Genomic DNA, 17,111 nt, shown 5'->3' on the forward strand with positions numbered 1-17,111 from the left:
GATAATGTCGAGCCTTTTTATCGGCTCGGCATTGTTAGATATAATTAAATAAATTCAATATAAGGTGAATCGAAATTGGTCAAATTAGGGAAGATTGATAATATTTGTGCAGCGGGTAACCCCAGCCAACGGCATAATGAAGCATTGACTTGATCTGCTGCTATGGTGGGAATAATACGGCCATTATTATAGTTATGTTGACTATTTACCGTTAACTGAGGCCATTCACCATAAATCTCATTACCACGGACAGCTCCCCCTGTGATTATTTGGTGGCCAGCCCAGCCATGATCTGTGCCACTGGCATTGGCTTGTAAACGACGTCCAAAATCAGACATTGTTACACAAGTTACTTGATCATTGAGACCTGAATCGACCATATCAGCATTAAAGGCACTTAATGCATCACTCACCTGTTTAAGTAGCTGTGGATGAATATTTTGTTGATCCTTATGAGTATCAAAACCTTCAAGACCAACGAAAAATACTTGGCGTTGTTGGTGCATATCATCACGCGCTTTAATTAAACGACTGACCATATTTAGCTGCTCTGCTAAATCTAACGCCGGATAAGTGTCATGACTTGGATGCTTAGCTAAAATTGTTTTTATCGCTTCATTTTCAGAAAGGTTACGCGACATCGCACTGGCATAGTTACGCATATAAATATTGCTATACTGGCGTTGAGTAAAATGAGCAAAATAACCATCAAGGCGTTCTTCATCATTCCAGGCCGAGTATTTCCCTGCACCTTTACCATTAACAACCGTTTGTTGGGCTTTTTTATTGCGCAGCAATTTTTGACCTTGGCTTATTGAAATCAACGGAGATAGGCTACCTGTCGCACCAAGCATGTCCATCATTCTTCCTGCCCATCCATAAGCATTACCGAGGTTTTCAGTACCTAATTGCCATAGATCTTGTTGCTGATTATGCGCCATTAGAAATTGTGGTAATTTAACCTGATCATTACTAATATCATCTCGCGTTGTTGGTTGAATTAACTGACCTGAATTAATAATCGCCGTTGCATTACCTGCTTTAAACAAAGGTAATAATGACGACATGTTATTATTAATACTCAGTGGCACCCCATTGGTTGTGGTTAAATTCAAAGGGCTTAATTGCGTTTCAGGTAAGCCCATTTTAGGTCGAGCAGCTTTATAGTCTTGATAGGCATCACATCCAGGGGTTGGTACAATCATATTGTAAGCATCGTTACCGCCAAAAAGAAACACACAGACTAAGGCTTTATTGGCATTTTCTGATGATCGCGCAGCATTGGGTGATGTTAGGGCTGAGGCAAATGTTGATGTAGATAAGGTCGTCGCACTAACAACGGCACTGGTTTTTAAAAAATGTCGACGTGATAATTTCATGGTTAATTACCCTTCACAGAAAAATTCAGGTGCCGTTGTCGCAATGTATATGGCGTTGATAAAACGGATCTTGAGTTGATAAGGTGCGGTGTGGAGAGATAAAGCCTTATACATATAATCCTGAAGGCTTTGTGACATTAAGCCACCGTAAAAACGTTCATTAATAAGTGCCACATACTCTGTTGTGCCCATTGATAGGTCATGAAAATCGGTACGATCCCAATGCCATTCTTTGGCGTCAGTTTTATTCCATTTTAATGTGTTGTACCACATTCGATTGTGAGTCTTGCGCATGATGTCTGCGGTTATTATTGTAAATTCTGGGGCCGCAAGGCCTAAATCAGTAATTTCACCTTGAGGGGCATCATTAGGTTTATAAAAGTTAAATACAGTTTCAGCACAAAGTGCAGCTTGACCGTATGTTACTTCGGCCCATTGCGTATCCCACCAATGTTCACCTACAGCTTGCATGTTTAATGCACGTAATTGATTAGCAACGACAAGTAAGGGTTCTTTAAGTAAACCAAAATGTTGGTGTTCATCTTTAGGATCGTGTTCTGCAGCGTAACTGATGCCTTTAAAAACATCAGGATCGGTGAGAACGGCTTTAATGGTGGCTTGCAAATCACCACGGATACCGTCGCCGTTATCTTCAAATACTTCGGCAACACGTCGAATATGGTTACGACTTGGATTACTGGTCACAAAGCGTTTAATAAGATGAATTGCAATAAAAACGGGGGTATTGCTATGATTAAAGAGCATATCAACAACAGCATCAAGATCTTGGTTTGCATCTTGACCTGCAGGGAAATGGGTGCCCATTACCGTCTTTTCCCCCATATCATGCTGACTATTATCCGCTGTCATGGGAGAGATCCAATCATAACGCCAATTGTCATAATGGATATTCCAGCCACAGAGTAAACGTGACATATTCTCGACATCATCTTGATTATAAGTCGGTATTTTATTGCCATTTTGGTCAAGTATTGGTTGACCGTATTTATCCAGTTGCCATAAACCAATGGTGAATAATTGCATACATTCACGGGGAAAGTTTTCATCAGGAAAGGTATTGGTTTGTGGGTTATGCTTTTTGCTACCAGATAATGTTAAATATTGACCCATCATTGCACTAATCGTTACGGTCTTAAATAAGGTTCGGAAATTATCAAAAGCATGTTTAACAAGCATGTCGTAATAATTTGCCAAGCCTTCGTTGACCGAACCTACGCCATGTGAAGAAACAACAAATAATTGACTTAACGCGTAAGCCATACGTTGACGTAATTGATCTTCACCTGTGATCGTACATTGCCACCATATACCTTGGCGCATGTCATCTTGGGCGTTACGGTAACTTGAACTGCTAAGGAGTGATCTTAACTTGGATAGTTGGTAGGTGGGCGTTGCTGAAAATTGGTCGTCAAACCAAGCATCAAAGCCTTTTTTTTGAAGAAGATCTATTTGGCCTTTTTTAGGACCGAATGAACCCCGATAAAGAAACTTAGCACATTGACGAAGGTTATCGCTATATATTTTGGTGTCAGTCATGATTATTCCTGTTGGTACTTATATTGTACCAATCTTATTATGATATATATGGATTCTTATTCGGTCGATAATACTCTATATATTTCATGAAGGAATGTTTGTCTGTAAATGCTGACAGATAATTTACTTTTGTATTGCTATGTAGGCAAATATTAATAATAACGGTCAATAAATATCAAAATTATTGCTAATACGTGTTTTTTTGTCTTTATATCGCCGATGTTGTCTTTATTTTTATTGGTATATTAACGCTGTTAGTTTTTATTATAAATAATATTTAGTATATTATTCTTTAGAATAAAAGCTCTATTTGAAAACTAAGGATAATAAAAAACCCTTATATACTTTCAACTAGAAAGAGTATAAGGGTTTGTTTATAAAGGCGAGCTATTAATATGCTGCTGGTTGCTGTGCTAATTTGCGAATTTTAATTTCTTCAAATAGTGCAACGAGCGCCATTAATACACAACACGCAATAGCGGCTGCTTTAATTGCGGCAAACGTACCAGTCCAACCATCAAGACCGAAGAAAGGGTTACCTTCGGCGATATAACCAAGTCCGATTTTTGCAAACGAATCACCAATTAAGTAGGCAAATGTTCCTTTTACACCGTCAGCTGCGGCTAAGCCTTGTTTAGGTACAAAACCGATTGCAGCAACACCAATAAGCAGTTGAGGGGCAAACACTAAGAAACCAAGTGCAAATAATGAGGCTTTATAAGCAAAAATAGAATCAGCGTGTTGATAGTAACCTAAGGTAAATACGATACCAATTAATGCAATACAAGAAACAGCACCACGACGACCATTAAATAAGTCTGACAGTAAGCCCCATAAACAGGTACCGACCAATGCACCGATTTCAAACATGGTAAAGCCAGAGTTTGCAACGTCTTTAGAGAAACCTAAAATTTGATGTGCATAAACCGTCGACCATTGATCGATACCGCTACGCACGATGTAAAGGAATACATTAGCAAAACAAAGTAGCCAGATGACTTTGTTAAAGAGTACATATTTCTTAAAGATTTCCATCTTCGTCAATTGATTTTCTTTAACGGCATTATCTTCTTCTGAAATAGGCTCTTCAAAAATTTCTTCTACTGTACCTAGTCCATAGGCTTCTGGGCTATCGTTGCCCATAAAGAAACCGATAATTGCAATGATAATGGCGATCACTGCAGGGAAAATAAACATCCCTTTCACATCGCCGCCAAAGAAATAATCAGCACCAAACATCGCAACAGCCGCGGCTAATGCACCACCCGCATTGTGTGAAATATTCCAAAAGCCAACGCCTAAACCACGACGATTACGTGGTGTCCAGTTAGTAATGGTTACTACTGAGTTTGAACCACCGCCTGATTGGAAGAAACCAGAAGCCGCATAAAGGATGGTCATCATAATAAATTGGCTAGAACTCGGTCCCATGACTAAGCCCATACCCAGAATACAAAAACCAGAGAGTAACAAACCTAAAGGAAGAATATTTTTCGCATTCTTACCGCCAGACCAGTAATTTAAAACGGTTTTACCAACACCATAAGTGATTGAGAAGCCAAGGCCGATGGTACCCAGTTGGGTTAAACTCATACCATAATCAGAAATCATATCATTCTGGGCAATGTTAAAGTTTTTACGGACTAAATACATCGCCATATAACTAACGAAAACTACTAAATAGGATTTTAAAAAAGGAGAAAACCATAGTTTACGACGTTCTGTTGGCGATAGGTCAAGCGTGGGCTTGCGGACTCGTTTAAGTATTGATAATTCCATCGGCTGGATCTCGTTAGGGCTTAAATAAGATTTGTATTTAATTGAACAAATCGCTGCAGCCGAGACCATACCGATACAACAGATAAAGGGATTAAGAATTTTTCCTAGTTTTTTAATGGAATTTTAAATCTCATTGTTAGATCACGTTTTTTAATTTTTTATAGTAAAACATAGATTTCACTTTTGAAGTGTAAGTGCGGAGAAGTCTAAATTAGATGATCAAAGATATGAAAATAAATCAGAGAATAACAGCTTTTATTTATTTTAAAATAAAAATAGTGATGATCGTTTATATATGATCTTATTTTAAGCATGCTTTTCTATAACTGCATATATTAGTGGTAAATATTAATATTATTTTAACTGAAAATAAAACTTATTATATTAATAAGCATTTTGATGAGTATAAATAGATGGTTGCTTTAGTGTGAATTCGTTTTTTTAATAGCGTATTGAAAAATAATAAGATTAATATTTTTGATGTTGATCACAGCTTAAAGTTTGCCTATTTACGATTTATCTACCATAGTTAAATTAACCTGAACTGAGATATATTATCGAGCTTACGGAGGAAACAAGCTGTTTTCATCTAACTCAGGGGATTCAGGTCCCGGTTGTTATTAGTAGACCTATTCAACCCGTTACTAATAACGATCTAGTTGCAACGCGTAACAGTAAGTGAAATACGTAAAAGCTTCTAAGGTAACACTTCTTAGTTGTTAACAATTTGGATAGCAATACCGTAAAACTCTTGCTTCTTCGTCAATATATGGGTCCATACATAGTTATCGGACACGCCAAACTCAACGTAATGAGTGACGAAGCGTAACAACTTGATGTGCCATGTAAGTACATTAAGCGCAACATCCTAGCCGCACTTGTATAGTGCGGCTTTTTTATTTGTTGGAAGTATTCAGTATTCTAAAAAAAGCCAATTATTATTTTTTATTATTGAAATTATTAACATACTGATCTTTAAATTTTTTTTTATTTTATCCACAAAAAAAGTGGGTAACTATTGAATATCAATACAGCTAGGTGATTATTTTTGATTCAAGGAAGGTATTTCTTGTTGTATGAAAGGAAGTAATGATGTTGCAGAAGTTACAATCATCAACTGTTGTTAGTTTGTCTCAAACCGTGAGTTATCATCGCCATAATCATCACCAAATTGTGATTAGTTTATCTGGGCAATCAGAGTTTGGTATTGATGGAGTAACAAGTTTAGTCTATCCAGGCCTAGGTTGTTTTGTGATGGCTAATTGTGATCATACCTTTGTCGGTGTGGGTGATAATGAATTGTTAGTGATTAATTTACCTCTAGTATTTACCGACAATAATCAAATGGAACAACGCATTACGCAGTTATTTTCTCGCTCAGGGTATTTCAATTTAGATAATCAATCTCAACGATTGATTCAATTATTGTCTTTGGAGATGAAAGCTAGCCCTGATGATGAATTATTACAGCAAGCATGCGCCATGACTTTGCTGTGTGTATTGCACCGTCATTTTAAAATTCCTCCCCGTGATAAACAATCTCAACGTATTGATATTGATATAATTGATAATTATATTGAGCGTAATATTCATCATAAAATTTCAGTTTCACAATTAGCGGCGATAGCTTTTTTATCTGAAAGTCAGTTTTATGCATTGTTTAAATCACAAATAGGCTTTACACCGCAACGGTATATATTACAAAAACGGTTACAGCTTGCTAAGCAATTGCTACAAGAGAGTCAATTAACTTTAGCGGATATTGCTCAAATTTGTGGTTTCGCTAGCCAAAGTAGTTTTTCTCAAGCATTTCGACGCCTGTGTGGTATTTCTCCGGCGCGTTATCAGCATAGCTTTTACAATACTGTTATCATTTTTGATTAAATCAAACATTAAATGTTACTGCTAATACAGTGCTTGAGTCTTATTTTGTTAATCAGCAGAGTTTTACTAAAAATATTCAGAGAAAATAGCAAGACGGCTATCGCTCCTCAGCATAGTATCGGGCCTTAAACAACAACACTGTAACATTTCCTGTATGGATAATGTTTTTAATGGTGCCGATTATATTGAGGTATTTTTATGTTCAATGCAGCTGATGTTCTTCAGCCTTCTTTTATTGATCAACCACTAGATCGGTTATGGTCGCTGATTTCACCCCACTATGCCGTAGATGAATCATGGTGGTTGGCCCAGTTATTGCCATTAGCAGCGCCTTCTGTGCAAGAGCGCAGTAACATTGAGCAACAAGCAGCAGAATTAATTGTACGTGTAAGGGCAGATAAACATGCCGTTCAAATGATAGATGCGCTGTTATTGGAATATAGCTTAGATACTAAAGAAGGTATTTTGCTAATGTGTTTGGCAGAAGCATTGATGCGTATTCCAGATACTGCGACAGCGGATGCGTTGATTCGCGATAAGTTAACGGTTGCAGATTGGAAATCCCACCTTAAAAATTCTGACTCTTTATTTGTGAATGCCTCGACGTGGGGACTGATGCTAACCGGTAAGGTTGTTGGATTAGATCTGCCACGCAATGGTTCTTCATCTCATGTGATTAACCGGCTTGTGAATAAAATGTCTGAGCCAGTGATCCGTCAAGCAATGCATCAAGCCATGAAAGTCATGGGTCATCAGTTTGTGTTGGGACGTGATATTGATGAAGCCATGAAAAATGGTAAATCAAAGCGCGATCAAGGTTTTAGTTACTCGTTTGATATGTTGGGTGAAGCAGCATTAACGGTAGCTGATGCAAGTAAATATTATCAAGCTTACGTCACAGCGATCGTTGCCGTTGGACGTGATAATTATTCTGCTCATAAAGGGGCAAATAGTACCTCACCCAATCCGACGGTTTCGATAAAACTATCAGCATTACATCCTCGTTATGATGTTGCGAGCGAAGCGCGGATCTTAAATGAAATGTTTGACTCAGTGTTATCGTTGTTACTCTGCGCGCGCGAACATAATGTAGGGATTACTATCGATGCTGAAGAGGCCGATCGATTAGAGCTGTCATTAAAATTATTTAAAAAATTATATCAGTCACCGCAAATGCGAGGCTGGGGCCGATTTGGTATCGTGGTTCAAGCCTATTCAAAGCGTGCTTTACCAGTATTAGCTTGGGTAGCTGCGTTAGCTAAACAGCAAGGTGATGTTATTCCATTACGCTTAGTGAAAGGGGCCTATTGGGATAGTGAACTCAAATTAAGTCAACAAGGAGGGTATAGTGCTTATCCAGTATTTACCCGTAAAGAAGCGACTGATACATCATATTTAGCCTGTGCGCGTATGCTGTTATCATCAGCATTAAATGGGGTTATTTATCCACAGTTCGCTACCCATAATGCACATACTGTTAGCGCGATAGTGGCTATGGCACCACATAATCATTACGAATTTCAGCGCTTACACGGCATGGGCGATGCGCTCTATAACCATGTGATGGCAATGCACCATGCACAAGTTCGTATTTATGCGCCAGTGGGGAGCCATAAAGATCTATTGCCTTATTTAGTGCGACGATTACTGGAAAATGGTGCCAATAGTTCATTTGTACATCGTTTGGTTGATGCAGATTGTCCGATTGCAGAACTGACAGAGCACCCTGTTGATAGCTTAGCAAAGCGCCAAACATTACATAATAATTTGATTCCATTACCGCCAAAAATCTTTGGTGATGAACGCCTAAACTCAACCGCAATCAATATCGATATTGATTCCCAATGGCAGCCTTTCAATGCTGGTGTCGCGGCTTTTGCTGAACATTACTGGTATGCGACGCCGTTACCGATGACCACCACTGATGTTGCCGCAGAGATCATAACAGTGACTGCACCTTATGATCGACGAGAGGTTGTGGGTGAGGTAACTTTTGCTACCCATGCTCACGTTGATAATGCGATATCACAGGCAGCGAATGCATTTAGTGATTGGTCGACCAGCCCTGCTTCTGTTCGTTGTCGCTATTTATTGTTACTTGCTGAGCGTTTAGAGTTGCATCAACACGAACTGGTGGCGTTATGCCATCGTGAAGCAGGAAAAACGATTCAAGATTCGATTGATGAAATACGGGAAGCCGTGGATTTCTGTCGTTACTATGCTCAGCAAGCGACCCAACATTTTGAGTCACCGCAACGGATCACCAATTACTGTGGCATTGATCAGCAATTACGCTATCAAGGCCGAGGGGTCTTTGTGTGTATTAGTCCTTGGAATTTTCCATTAGCGATTTTTATCGGTCAAATTAGTGCGGCATTAGCGGCGGGCAATACCGTTGTTGCTAAACCTGCCGAACAAACATCATTAATTGCTTATCGTGCGATTGAGCTTCTGCTTGAGACCGGGATCCCTGCTGGCGTTATTCAGTTTTTGCCTGGGCGTGGCGCGGATATTGGCCCGCAATTATTGTCTGATGAGCGTATTGCAGGCGTGGTCTTTACGGGGTCAACGCCAACCGCACAAGTGATTAATCGTACGCTAGCGGCAAGGGAGTGTGCACCAGTGCCCTTTATTGCAGAAACGGGAGGACAAAATGCAATGATTGTTGATAGTACAGCATTGCCTGAGCAAGTCGTGCGTGATGTGGTGCGATCTGCCTTTGCATCGGCCGGCCAACGTTGCTCTGCGTTGCGAGTACTTTTTGTTCAAGCAGATATTGCTGATCGGGTGATTGATTTAATTAAAGGCGCAATGGCTGAGATCAAGGTCGGACGTCCCGAACTTCATCGAACGGATGTTGGGCCAGTCATTGACAGCGTAGCGCGTAACAAACTGCTTACTCACATTGAAACGTTAAAAAATCAAGCACAGTTGATAGCTCAAACGCCGTTAAGTGCTGAATGTCAGTTCGGTTATTTTGTGCCACCAACAGCCATTGAAATTAGCCATATTAAGCGATTACAACAAGAACATTTCGGGCCAATTCTGCATGTGATTCGGTTTAAGGCTAACGAGTTATATCAGATTGTTGATCAAATAAACCACACTGGATTTGGATTAACACTGGCGATCCATAGCCGCAATGAGCGTACTTATCTTGATATAGAGCAACGTGCCCGTGTAGGTAATTGTTATATCAATCGTGATCAAGTTGGGGCTGCTGTCGGAGTGCAACCTTTTGGTGGTCAAGGACTATCGGGTACAGGACCAAAAGCGGGTGGGCCACATTATTTGTATCGGTTTACTCAAGATTGCATTCAGCCAATAAATAAAAAATAAGGAGTCGTCATGCAGCAAACAGCGAATATGTTGCAAGTCTTAATTGATCACAGTGATGCGGCGATGATCAGTTGGAATAGTTTGGGTTTTGATAAGCGGGCGGTGATTTTACAACGTTGGGCAAAGCAGTTACCGATGAATATTAGCGTGATGGTGAATTACCAATGTATAAATGCATTGGAATATGTTGCTAACACTGAGCTGATGCCGGGGCCAACAGGTGAAACGAATGCGCTGTATTGCAGTGGTCGAGGGGTGTTTATTGTGACTGCGCAGCAAGGTGCCCCTGCCGCTGCGATTGTGGGTCAATTAACCGCGGCATTGGTGTGTGGTAACTCAGTATTATTGTGCATTAACGATGATCACTATGCGACGCAAATAAGCACTGAACTTGAACAATTGGGATGTCTGAGTGGCGTAATAACGGTGGTTAATATTGCTCATCTTGATGCGTTAGTTAATTCCCCTCAAATTGCAGGTGTTGCTTATTGTGGTGATCTTCAAACAGCGCAACAGTTGGCGCGTCAATTAGCACAGCGAGAAGGATTATTAGCGCAGTTAGTTAGCGAACTTGATGGAGAGGCATTACCTGTTATTGGTGCTCAGCGTTATTGCTTACGCTTTGTTACTGAACGTACACGGACGATTAATATTACTGCGGTAGGAGGAAATGCCACTTTATTAGAATTAGGAAGTGGCTAAACAGTGTAATGCGATTTACATGCAGTAATCATAATAGGCCTTTGCAATGAACAGAGGCTATTCAAAAGGAATAAATGAATGATAGAAAATAACATCGCTATAACTGTTACGTTTATAGCCTACCTCATCGCTATGTTAGCAATTGGATATATTGCTTATAAGCGTACCGCAAATTCAAGTGATTACTTTCTGGGAGGCCGATCTCTTGGGCCATGGCCTGCTGCGTTATCAGCCGGAGCGTCAGATATGAGTGGTTGGTTATTACTTGGGTTACCCGGTTATGCCTACCTTGCTGGGATTGAATCGCTATGGTTAGCTGGAGGGCTGCTGTTGGGGACGTGGCTTAATTGGTTAATCTGTGCCAAACGTCTGCGTACTTACAGTATTACTGCGGATAATTCATTAACATTACCTGAATTTTTATCGCGACGATTTGATGATAAATCTAAACTTATTCAAACCCTATCCGCATTTTTTATTTTGCTTTTTTTCCTTTTTTATACCAGTGCAGGGTTAGTTGCCGGCGGTAAATTATTTGAGACTGTATTTGGACTTGATTACACCGTTGCTGTCATTCTTGGTACCGTTTGTGTGGTGTCTTATACTTTATTTGGTGGTTTTTTAGCCGTGTCATGGACGGATTTAGTACAGGGTTTACTGATGTCTGCTGCGTTAGTGATTGTGCCTATTGCAGCGATGAATTTAAATCAACATCATCTAATCGATATGCTTTATGAAAAAAATCCTGAGTTATTAACGTTATGGCGTAATGTCAAAGGTGAGCCTTTATCATGGATTGCCATTCTATCATTAGTCGGATGGGGAGTCGGATACTTTGGACAACCCCATATTTTAGCGCGATTTAAAGCAACACGTTCTAACAAAGATATTGCTACGGCTCGCCGTATTGCAGTGATATGGACGGCTTTGTCAATGGTCGGTGCGGTGCTTGTTGGGCTCACGGGGATTATTTTTGTTGATGGTCAACTCGGTGGTCAATTAGCCGATAGTGAGAAGATCTTTATGTTGCTCGTGAATGCGATTTTTCACCCTCTGGTGGCTGGCATATTATTAGCGGCTATTCTCGCTGCGATAATGAGCACTGCTGATTCACAATTATTAGTGTCATCTTCCGCACTGGCAGAAGATTTTTATAAGCAAGTCTTTCGCACTCAAGCTTCGAGCCAAGAGATTGTTACGGTAGGGCGTATTGCGGTGATTGTATTATCAATTATTGCATTATTACTGGCACTAAACCCTGATAGCTCAGTGTTAGGGCTCGTATCTTATGCATGGGCTGGGTTTGGTGCTGCATTTGGTCCGGTGCTATTATTGAGTTTATATTGGCAATCGATGAACCGTTACGGTGCGTTAGCCGGCATTATTGTTGGGGCGGTCACTGTAGTGGTATGGAAGCAAATAACAGGGGGTATTTTTGACTTATATGAAATTATTCCAGGGTTTATTCTCGCGACCATTGCCGTCGTTGCTGTGAGTAAAATGACGGGAGCACCGTCAGCGTTAGTACAACAGCAATTTCAACGTTACCAGCAAAATTTAGTTGATTTCGAGTAGTTATTTACTATTGCTTATCAAGCATCCTTACATTGGTAGGGATGCTTATTGTTGCAATGTGATATTGAATAAAAATCGGTATTTCGAGGCTGATGCTTAGCTAATAAAGGTGCATAGTAATTAGAAGATAAGCAGTAAAATAGCTATTAACGTAATATTGAATAAGGGATTTTATATGTTAACCATGATTGATATTGGCATTGATAATGCTGTTGCTTTTACGTTATCAGGTAAAATGACACAAGATGACATGAAGCGTGTATTGATGGATGCAGAAGCTAAAACTGTTGATCACGGTGGAATTGTGATTTACGAAGAAATTGAAAGCTTTTCTGGGATTGAATTGGCCGCAATTGTTGAAGAATTAAAATATATCATTCATGCGGGTTTAAAGCATATTAAGCAAGTTGCCGTTGTTACGGATGCTAGTTGGATCGAAAAAGTCGTTAAAGTGGAAGATGCGCTCTTTCGTAATATTGATATTCAATACTTTACCTTTGCTGAAAAGCCACAAGCTATTATGTTCTTACAACAACAATAACACATGCTGGTGGCTAAAATTCCCTTGGTATCAATCACATATTAAGCGATCCTTGTACCAAGGGATACCGTTATTAATGTTATAGTCGCTTAAAAATCAACGAAGTATTAATGCCACCAAAGGCAAAATTATTACTCATGATGTAACGACAATCAATATTTCGACCTTGGCCTTGAATATAATCAAGCTCACCGCAGCGTGGATCTGGGGTGTCTAAATTTAAGCTTGGATTAAACCAGCCATTGTTCATCATTTCAATACTGAGCCAGGCTTCAATCGCGCCACATGCTCCAAGAGTATGCCCAAAGTAGCTTTTAAGGGTACTGATCGGGGTTTGATTGCCAAATATATTGGCAGTGGCTTGGCTTTCAGCAATATCGCCTTTTTCTGTTGCTGTGCCATGGGCTGAAATATAATCAATATCTTGTGGCTGTAATTGTGCTTGCTGCAAGGCCATTGTCATGCATTGCTGCATGGTTTGTTGTTGAGGCTGGGTAATATGGGTCGCATCACAATTGGTCGCAAAACCCACCACTTCCGCTAAAATAGTTGCGCCTCGATCTAAGGCATGTTGATATTCTTCTAATACTAACGAGCCTGCACCTTCGCCGATCACTAATCCATCCCGATCAGTATCGTATGGACGCGGTGTGGTTTTAGGGGCGTCATTTTTAAGGCTAGTTGCAAATAGAGTATCAAACACGGCCGATTCTGTTGGACATAGCTCTTCTGCGCCCCCTGCAACCATCACAGTTTGATAGCCATGTTTGATGGCTTCATAAGCATAGCCAATTGCTTGGCTGCCAGAGGTACATGCACTGCTGGTAGGGATCACACGACCGCGTAATCCAAAGAATAATCCTACATTAACCGCAGCTGTATGTGGCATCATTTGGACATACGTGGTGGCGGTGATTTCTTTGGTGGTTTTATCATTAAGCATGGTACCAAATGCGCCAATGGCGGGAGTGCTACCTACTGATGAGCCGTAAGCAATCCCGGTGCTGCCGTTCGTCAAAATAGCATTACCTAATAAACCTGCTTGGGTTAGGGCATTTTCACTAGCGACCGTTGCTAATTTTGATACGCGTCCCATAGCACGTAATTGCTTACGAGTATAATGCTTTGGCACCTCAAAATCGGTAATTGGCGCGGCAAGTTTGGTATTTAAACCCTCATAAAGGGCATAATTCTCCATATAGCGCACCGCATTTTCACCCTCGCGTAATTTTTTTTCGACGGTTAACCAATCTTGACCCAGTGCAGTTACCCCACCCATGCCTGTGATAACAACGCGACGGCTCATACTAAACCTCCATTAATAGAAATAACTTGGCGAGTTACATAAGCAGCAATATCAGACATTAAATAACTGACTAGCCCTGCGACTTCTTGGGGATCGCCCATACGACGTAAAGGCACTTGGGGCAGTGCATGCTGTTTGACTTCTTCATCGACCATTCCGGTATCAATCAACCCTGGCGCGACACAGTTAACAGTAATTTTACGTTTAGCCAGTTCAAGCGCGAGGGATTTTGACGCGCCAATAATACCGGCTTTAGCAGCGCTGTAATTGGTTTGACCGCGGTTACCGGTAATGCCTGACACGGAAGAGAGTGTAACAATACGACCACCTTGACGCAGTTGCACCATTGGCATCACACATGGATGAAGGACATTATAAAAGCTATCAAGATTGGTATGAATAACCCCGTCCCATTCTTGCTCTGTCATCGCAGGAAAAGCGGTGTCGCGGGTAATGCCTGCATTACTGACCACCCCATAGTAAGCACCATGGTCGGCAATATCTTGTTCAAGATGCAGACGGCACTGTTCGCGATTGCTAATATCAAACTGAATGATTCGTCCCTGACCGCCCGCACTGATAATAGTGGCTAGGGTTGATTCTGCACCTGCTTGATCACTCATATAATGTACTGCAATAGTAAACCCATCTTGTGCTAATTGGATCGCGATTGCACGTCCAATGCCTTTACTAGCACCTGTAACCAGTACCTGTCGAGTCATGAAGTATTCCTATTGTTTGGTGTTAAGCAGGGTTGCAATTTTTTCTTCAGAAGGAAGATACGCATTGAGTTGGCAACTAGCAATAATTTGTTGCTGATGGATGATTTTACAACTAAAAACAGCCATGTTGTTGTCTTGCATTAAGCGTTCAGCATGAATATCAAGTACGACCCCTTGATTAAATTGCGACCACTCACTGTGATAGCGACGACAGCCGAGTAAGAACCCAATCGGTGCCGATTTACCTTGTTGCCATGCGTGATAGCCTGACCAACTCGCAATGGTTTGTGCCATTAGTTCAATACCCACATAGCCAGCAACACTCTGAGATTGTTTATTAAAAAAGAGATTATCGGATCTGATTGTCACTTGGCAATGTACATTTTCCATCCCAACATTGATGAGTTCATCAATTAATATCATCGGTGCATCATGGGGCAGTAATTGTGCCAGTGGTGGGGTGTTAGTCATTAACGTATCCAAAAATTAAACTGATGTTATTACCGCCAAAAGCAAATGAATTACTTAGGACGGCAGATGTCGTCAGTGGTAACGGTTGTTTGACGAGCGTGATTGGCAGTAATGGATCTTGGTGCCCGTCATTTATTTGTATCGGTAACGGTAACTGATAAGCCAGCATATACCAACAAATAGCCGCCTCTACTGCACTGGCTGCGCCGAGTGTATGCCCAGTTAATGGTTTGGTGGAACTGACTGCGACCTGATTGCCGAACACTCGAGCAATGGCTTTGGCTTCCATAGCATCATTCAGTGGTGTCGCGGTGCCATGGGCATTAATGTAGCCAATATCATCAGGTTCTAAACCCGCATCAGCTAATGCATTTCGCATTGCCACTTCTGCGCCATTGCCCTCTGGGTGGGGCGCTGAAATATGATACGCATCAGAGCTATCGCCACCACCTAAAAAAGCAATTTGTGGTTGTTGTTGTGATGGCAATGATTGTTTTTTCTCTGAGATAGCAGGTGTAAGTGCTAACAACATAAATGCAGCGGCTTCACCGATATTAATCCCATTACGATTAGCACTGAAGGGATTACAACGCTCAGAAGAGAGTGAATCTAAACCATGAAAACCATTGAGTGTGAGTCGACATAAGGTATCAGCACCACCGACAATAACCGCGTCGGCTAAGCCTGCTTTTAATAACCGTTTTGCCGATAAAAAGCTGCGTCCACTGGAGGAGCAGGCGGTTGATATGGTGTAAACCAATCCGGTTAGACCAAAGTAATCAGCAATGAATTGCCCTGTATTCACTGGTTCTTGTTGATGATAATGATAATCCTCAGGCAAGTGACCTTGTGCTGCTAATTGTTCTAATGCGTGTTCGCCATCACTGATCCCTGAGGTTGTTGTACCAATGATCACCGCGATACGATCAGCGCCATATTGGGTAATCGCTTGCTGTATTTGGGGGCTTATTTGCTGTAATGCTGACAGTGCAAGACGATTGTTAGCCGTATTTTGATGTGGATATTGTTGCTCATTAATCGCCGTTAATGGGGCTGTCACTTGACCAATAACGGTTGTACTCCCATCATTTAGCCAATCAGACACGGTACGCATGTCGGGGCTAAATCCTTGCACCAAACGGTGTTGGATCTGTTCTGGCGTCGCACCAAGTGCGGAATGGAAACCACAGCCGCGAATATAGACTGGGGTTGTGACTTGATTATTGTTCATAAAATCTCGTACGAGGTTATTGACGCTGATAGTGTAATGTTTTTATGGTGATAGTGTAATCTGGCTGGTAATGGGTAAACGTGATTGTCCCCGTCAATCTATTGAGATCTTGATAATCAATTTTAGCCACAATCGCACCGTTATTGTCGATAAGTTGACGTTGGTATGGCGTTTGTTTTAACTGCCAACCTATTTGTTGCAGCGGTTGTTGCCATGCTTCAAGTGGCCACAAGGTGAGCATCATATTGAACAAGACTTGCTTAGGTTCTGGTAATGTTGAACCTAAGCCTGGCATCACATAGGTGGTTATATGCTGATGGGTATAATCTAAGCTGAGGATCCGTGAGCCCCATGATGAAAACCCCGCCAGTGCTAATGCTTGTGGAGTAACTTGTAATTGCGCCGGTAATTGATGGCTTGTTTGTTGCCATGTTGCGGTGATCAACTGACTGGCGGTGAGTGAATAACCCAATTGCGCAGGGGTGGGTAAAGTAACCACCGTATTAGGCGCAATCTTGACTTGATTACCCTGCGGAGCCTGCACCGTTGCACACCCTGATACTAATAAGGTGAGCAATGGCAGTAACCAGCGATAACCAAGGCGATGTAAGCTCCAATGCTGCAT

Annotated in this window: 13 protein-coding genes; 5 read left to right on the forward strand and 8 right to left on the reverse strand. The window is 41.1% G+C overall.

The genetic code is table 11. The features are described 5' to 3' along the window. Window positions 1-44 precede the first annotated feature (44 nt). The 3 genes from BTO21_RS16735 to uhpT all read right to left on the reverse strand — a co-directional run bounded on the left by BTO21_RS16735 (window position 45) and on the right by uhpT (window position 4,715). Window positions 45-1,379: a DUF1501 domain-containing protein gene (locus tag BTO21_RS16735; RefSeq protein ID WP_105026924.1), complete on the reverse strand. Its 1,335-nt coding sequence runs from the start codon at window positions 1,377-1,379 to the stop codon at window positions 45-47. 6 nt (window positions 1,380-1,385) lie between these two features. Beyond that, window positions 1,386-2,936: a DUF1800 domain-containing protein gene (locus tag BTO21_RS16740; protein ID WP_105026925.1), complete on the reverse strand. Its 1,551-nt coding sequence runs from the start codon at window positions 2,934-2,936 to the stop codon at window positions 1,386-1,388. Between the two features lie 390 nt (window positions 2,937-3,326). Beyond that, window positions 3,327-4,715 carry a hexose-6-phosphate:phosphate antiporter gene (gene uhpT, locus BTO21_RS16745; protein ID WP_045028581.1) on the reverse strand — a complete coding sequence of 463 codons (1,389 nt, stop codon included), beginning with the start codon at window positions 4,713-4,715 and terminating at the stop codon, window positions 3,327-3,329. A gap of 1,092 nt (window positions 4,716-5,807) precedes the next feature. Between uhpT and BTO21_RS16750 the strand changes: the two genes are divergently transcribed. From BTO21_RS16750 to BTO21_RS16770, 5 genes are all read left to right on the forward strand, one after another. Continuing rightward, entirely contained in the window at window positions 5,808-6,599 is a 792-nt protein-coding gene (locus tag BTO21_RS16750; protein ID WP_045028482.1) for an AraC family transcriptional regulator, read from the forward strand. A 198-nt stretch (window positions 6,600-6,797) separates the two neighbouring features. Further along, window positions 6,798-9,938, forward strand: a complete 3,141-nt coding sequence (putA, locus tag BTO21_RS16755; protein WP_045028484.1) for a bifunctional proline dehydrogenase/L-glutamate gamma-semialdehyde dehydrogenase PutA — start codon at window positions 6,798-6,800, stop codon at window positions 9,936-9,938. 9 nt (window positions 9,939-9,947) lie between these two features. Further along, window positions 9,948-10,640, forward strand: coding sequence for an aldehyde dehydrogenase family protein (locus BTO21_RS16760; RefSeq protein ID WP_045028485.1), 693 nt, complete (start codon window positions 9,948-9,950; stop codon window positions 10,638-10,640). A gap of 78 nt (window positions 10,641-10,718) precedes the next feature. Further along, complete coding sequence (putP, locus tag BTO21_RS16765) at window positions 10,719-12,215, forward strand: sodium/proline symporter PutP (RefSeq protein ID WP_105026926.1); 1,497 nt, start codon at window positions 10,719-10,721, stop codon at window positions 12,213-12,215. A gap of 175 nt (window positions 12,216-12,390) precedes the next feature. Then, window positions 12,391-12,756 carry a SpoIIAA family protein gene (locus BTO21_RS16770; RefSeq protein ID WP_045028488.1) on the forward strand — a complete coding sequence of 122 codons (366 nt, stop codon included), beginning with the start codon at window positions 12,391-12,393 and terminating at the stop codon, window positions 12,754-12,756. A gap of 79 nt (window positions 12,757-12,835) precedes the next feature. Here the strand turns inward: BTO21_RS16770 and BTO21_RS16775 are convergent, their stop codons facing one another. The 5 genes from BTO21_RS16775 to BTO21_RS16795 are packed head-to-tail and all read right to left on the reverse strand — an operon-like array spanning window position 12,836 to window position 17,111. Then, entirely contained in the window at window positions 12,836-14,062 is a 1,227-nt protein-coding gene (locus BTO21_RS16775) for a beta-ketoacyl-ACP synthase (protein ID WP_045028489.1), read from the reverse strand. After that, window positions 14,059-14,784, reverse strand: a complete 726-nt coding sequence (locus BTO21_RS16780; RefSeq protein WP_045028490.1) for a 3-ketoacyl-ACP reductase FabG2 — start codon at window positions 14,782-14,784, stop codon at window positions 14,059-14,061. Before BTO21_RS16780 ends, BTO21_RS16775 begins: the two co-directional genes overlap by 4 nt. 9 nt (window positions 14,785-14,793) lie before the next feature. Then, a complete protein-coding gene (locus tag BTO21_RS16785) occupies window positions 14,794-15,255 on the reverse strand; it encodes a hotdog family protein (RefSeq protein ID WP_045028491.1) in 462 nt (153 codons plus the stop codon). After that, window positions 15,248-16,486, reverse strand: a complete 1,239-nt coding sequence (locus tag BTO21_RS16790) for a beta-ketoacyl-[acyl-carrier-protein] synthase family protein (RefSeq protein WP_045028492.1) — start codon at window positions 16,484-16,486, stop codon at window positions 15,248-15,250. Before BTO21_RS16790 ends, BTO21_RS16785 begins: the two co-directional genes overlap by 8 nt. A 16-nt stretch (window positions 16,487-16,502) precedes the next feature. After that, window positions 16,503-17,111, reverse strand: a complete 609-nt coding sequence (locus tag BTO21_RS16795; RefSeq protein ID WP_045028493.1) for a DUF3261 domain-containing protein — start codon at window positions 17,109-17,111, stop codon at window positions 16,503-16,505.

Origin of the sequence: Photobacterium phosphoreum (assembly GCF_002954725.1) — a bacterium.
Classification (GTDB): domain Bacteria; phylum Pseudomonadota; class Gammaproteobacteria; order Enterobacterales; family Vibrionaceae; genus Photobacterium; species Photobacterium phosphoreum.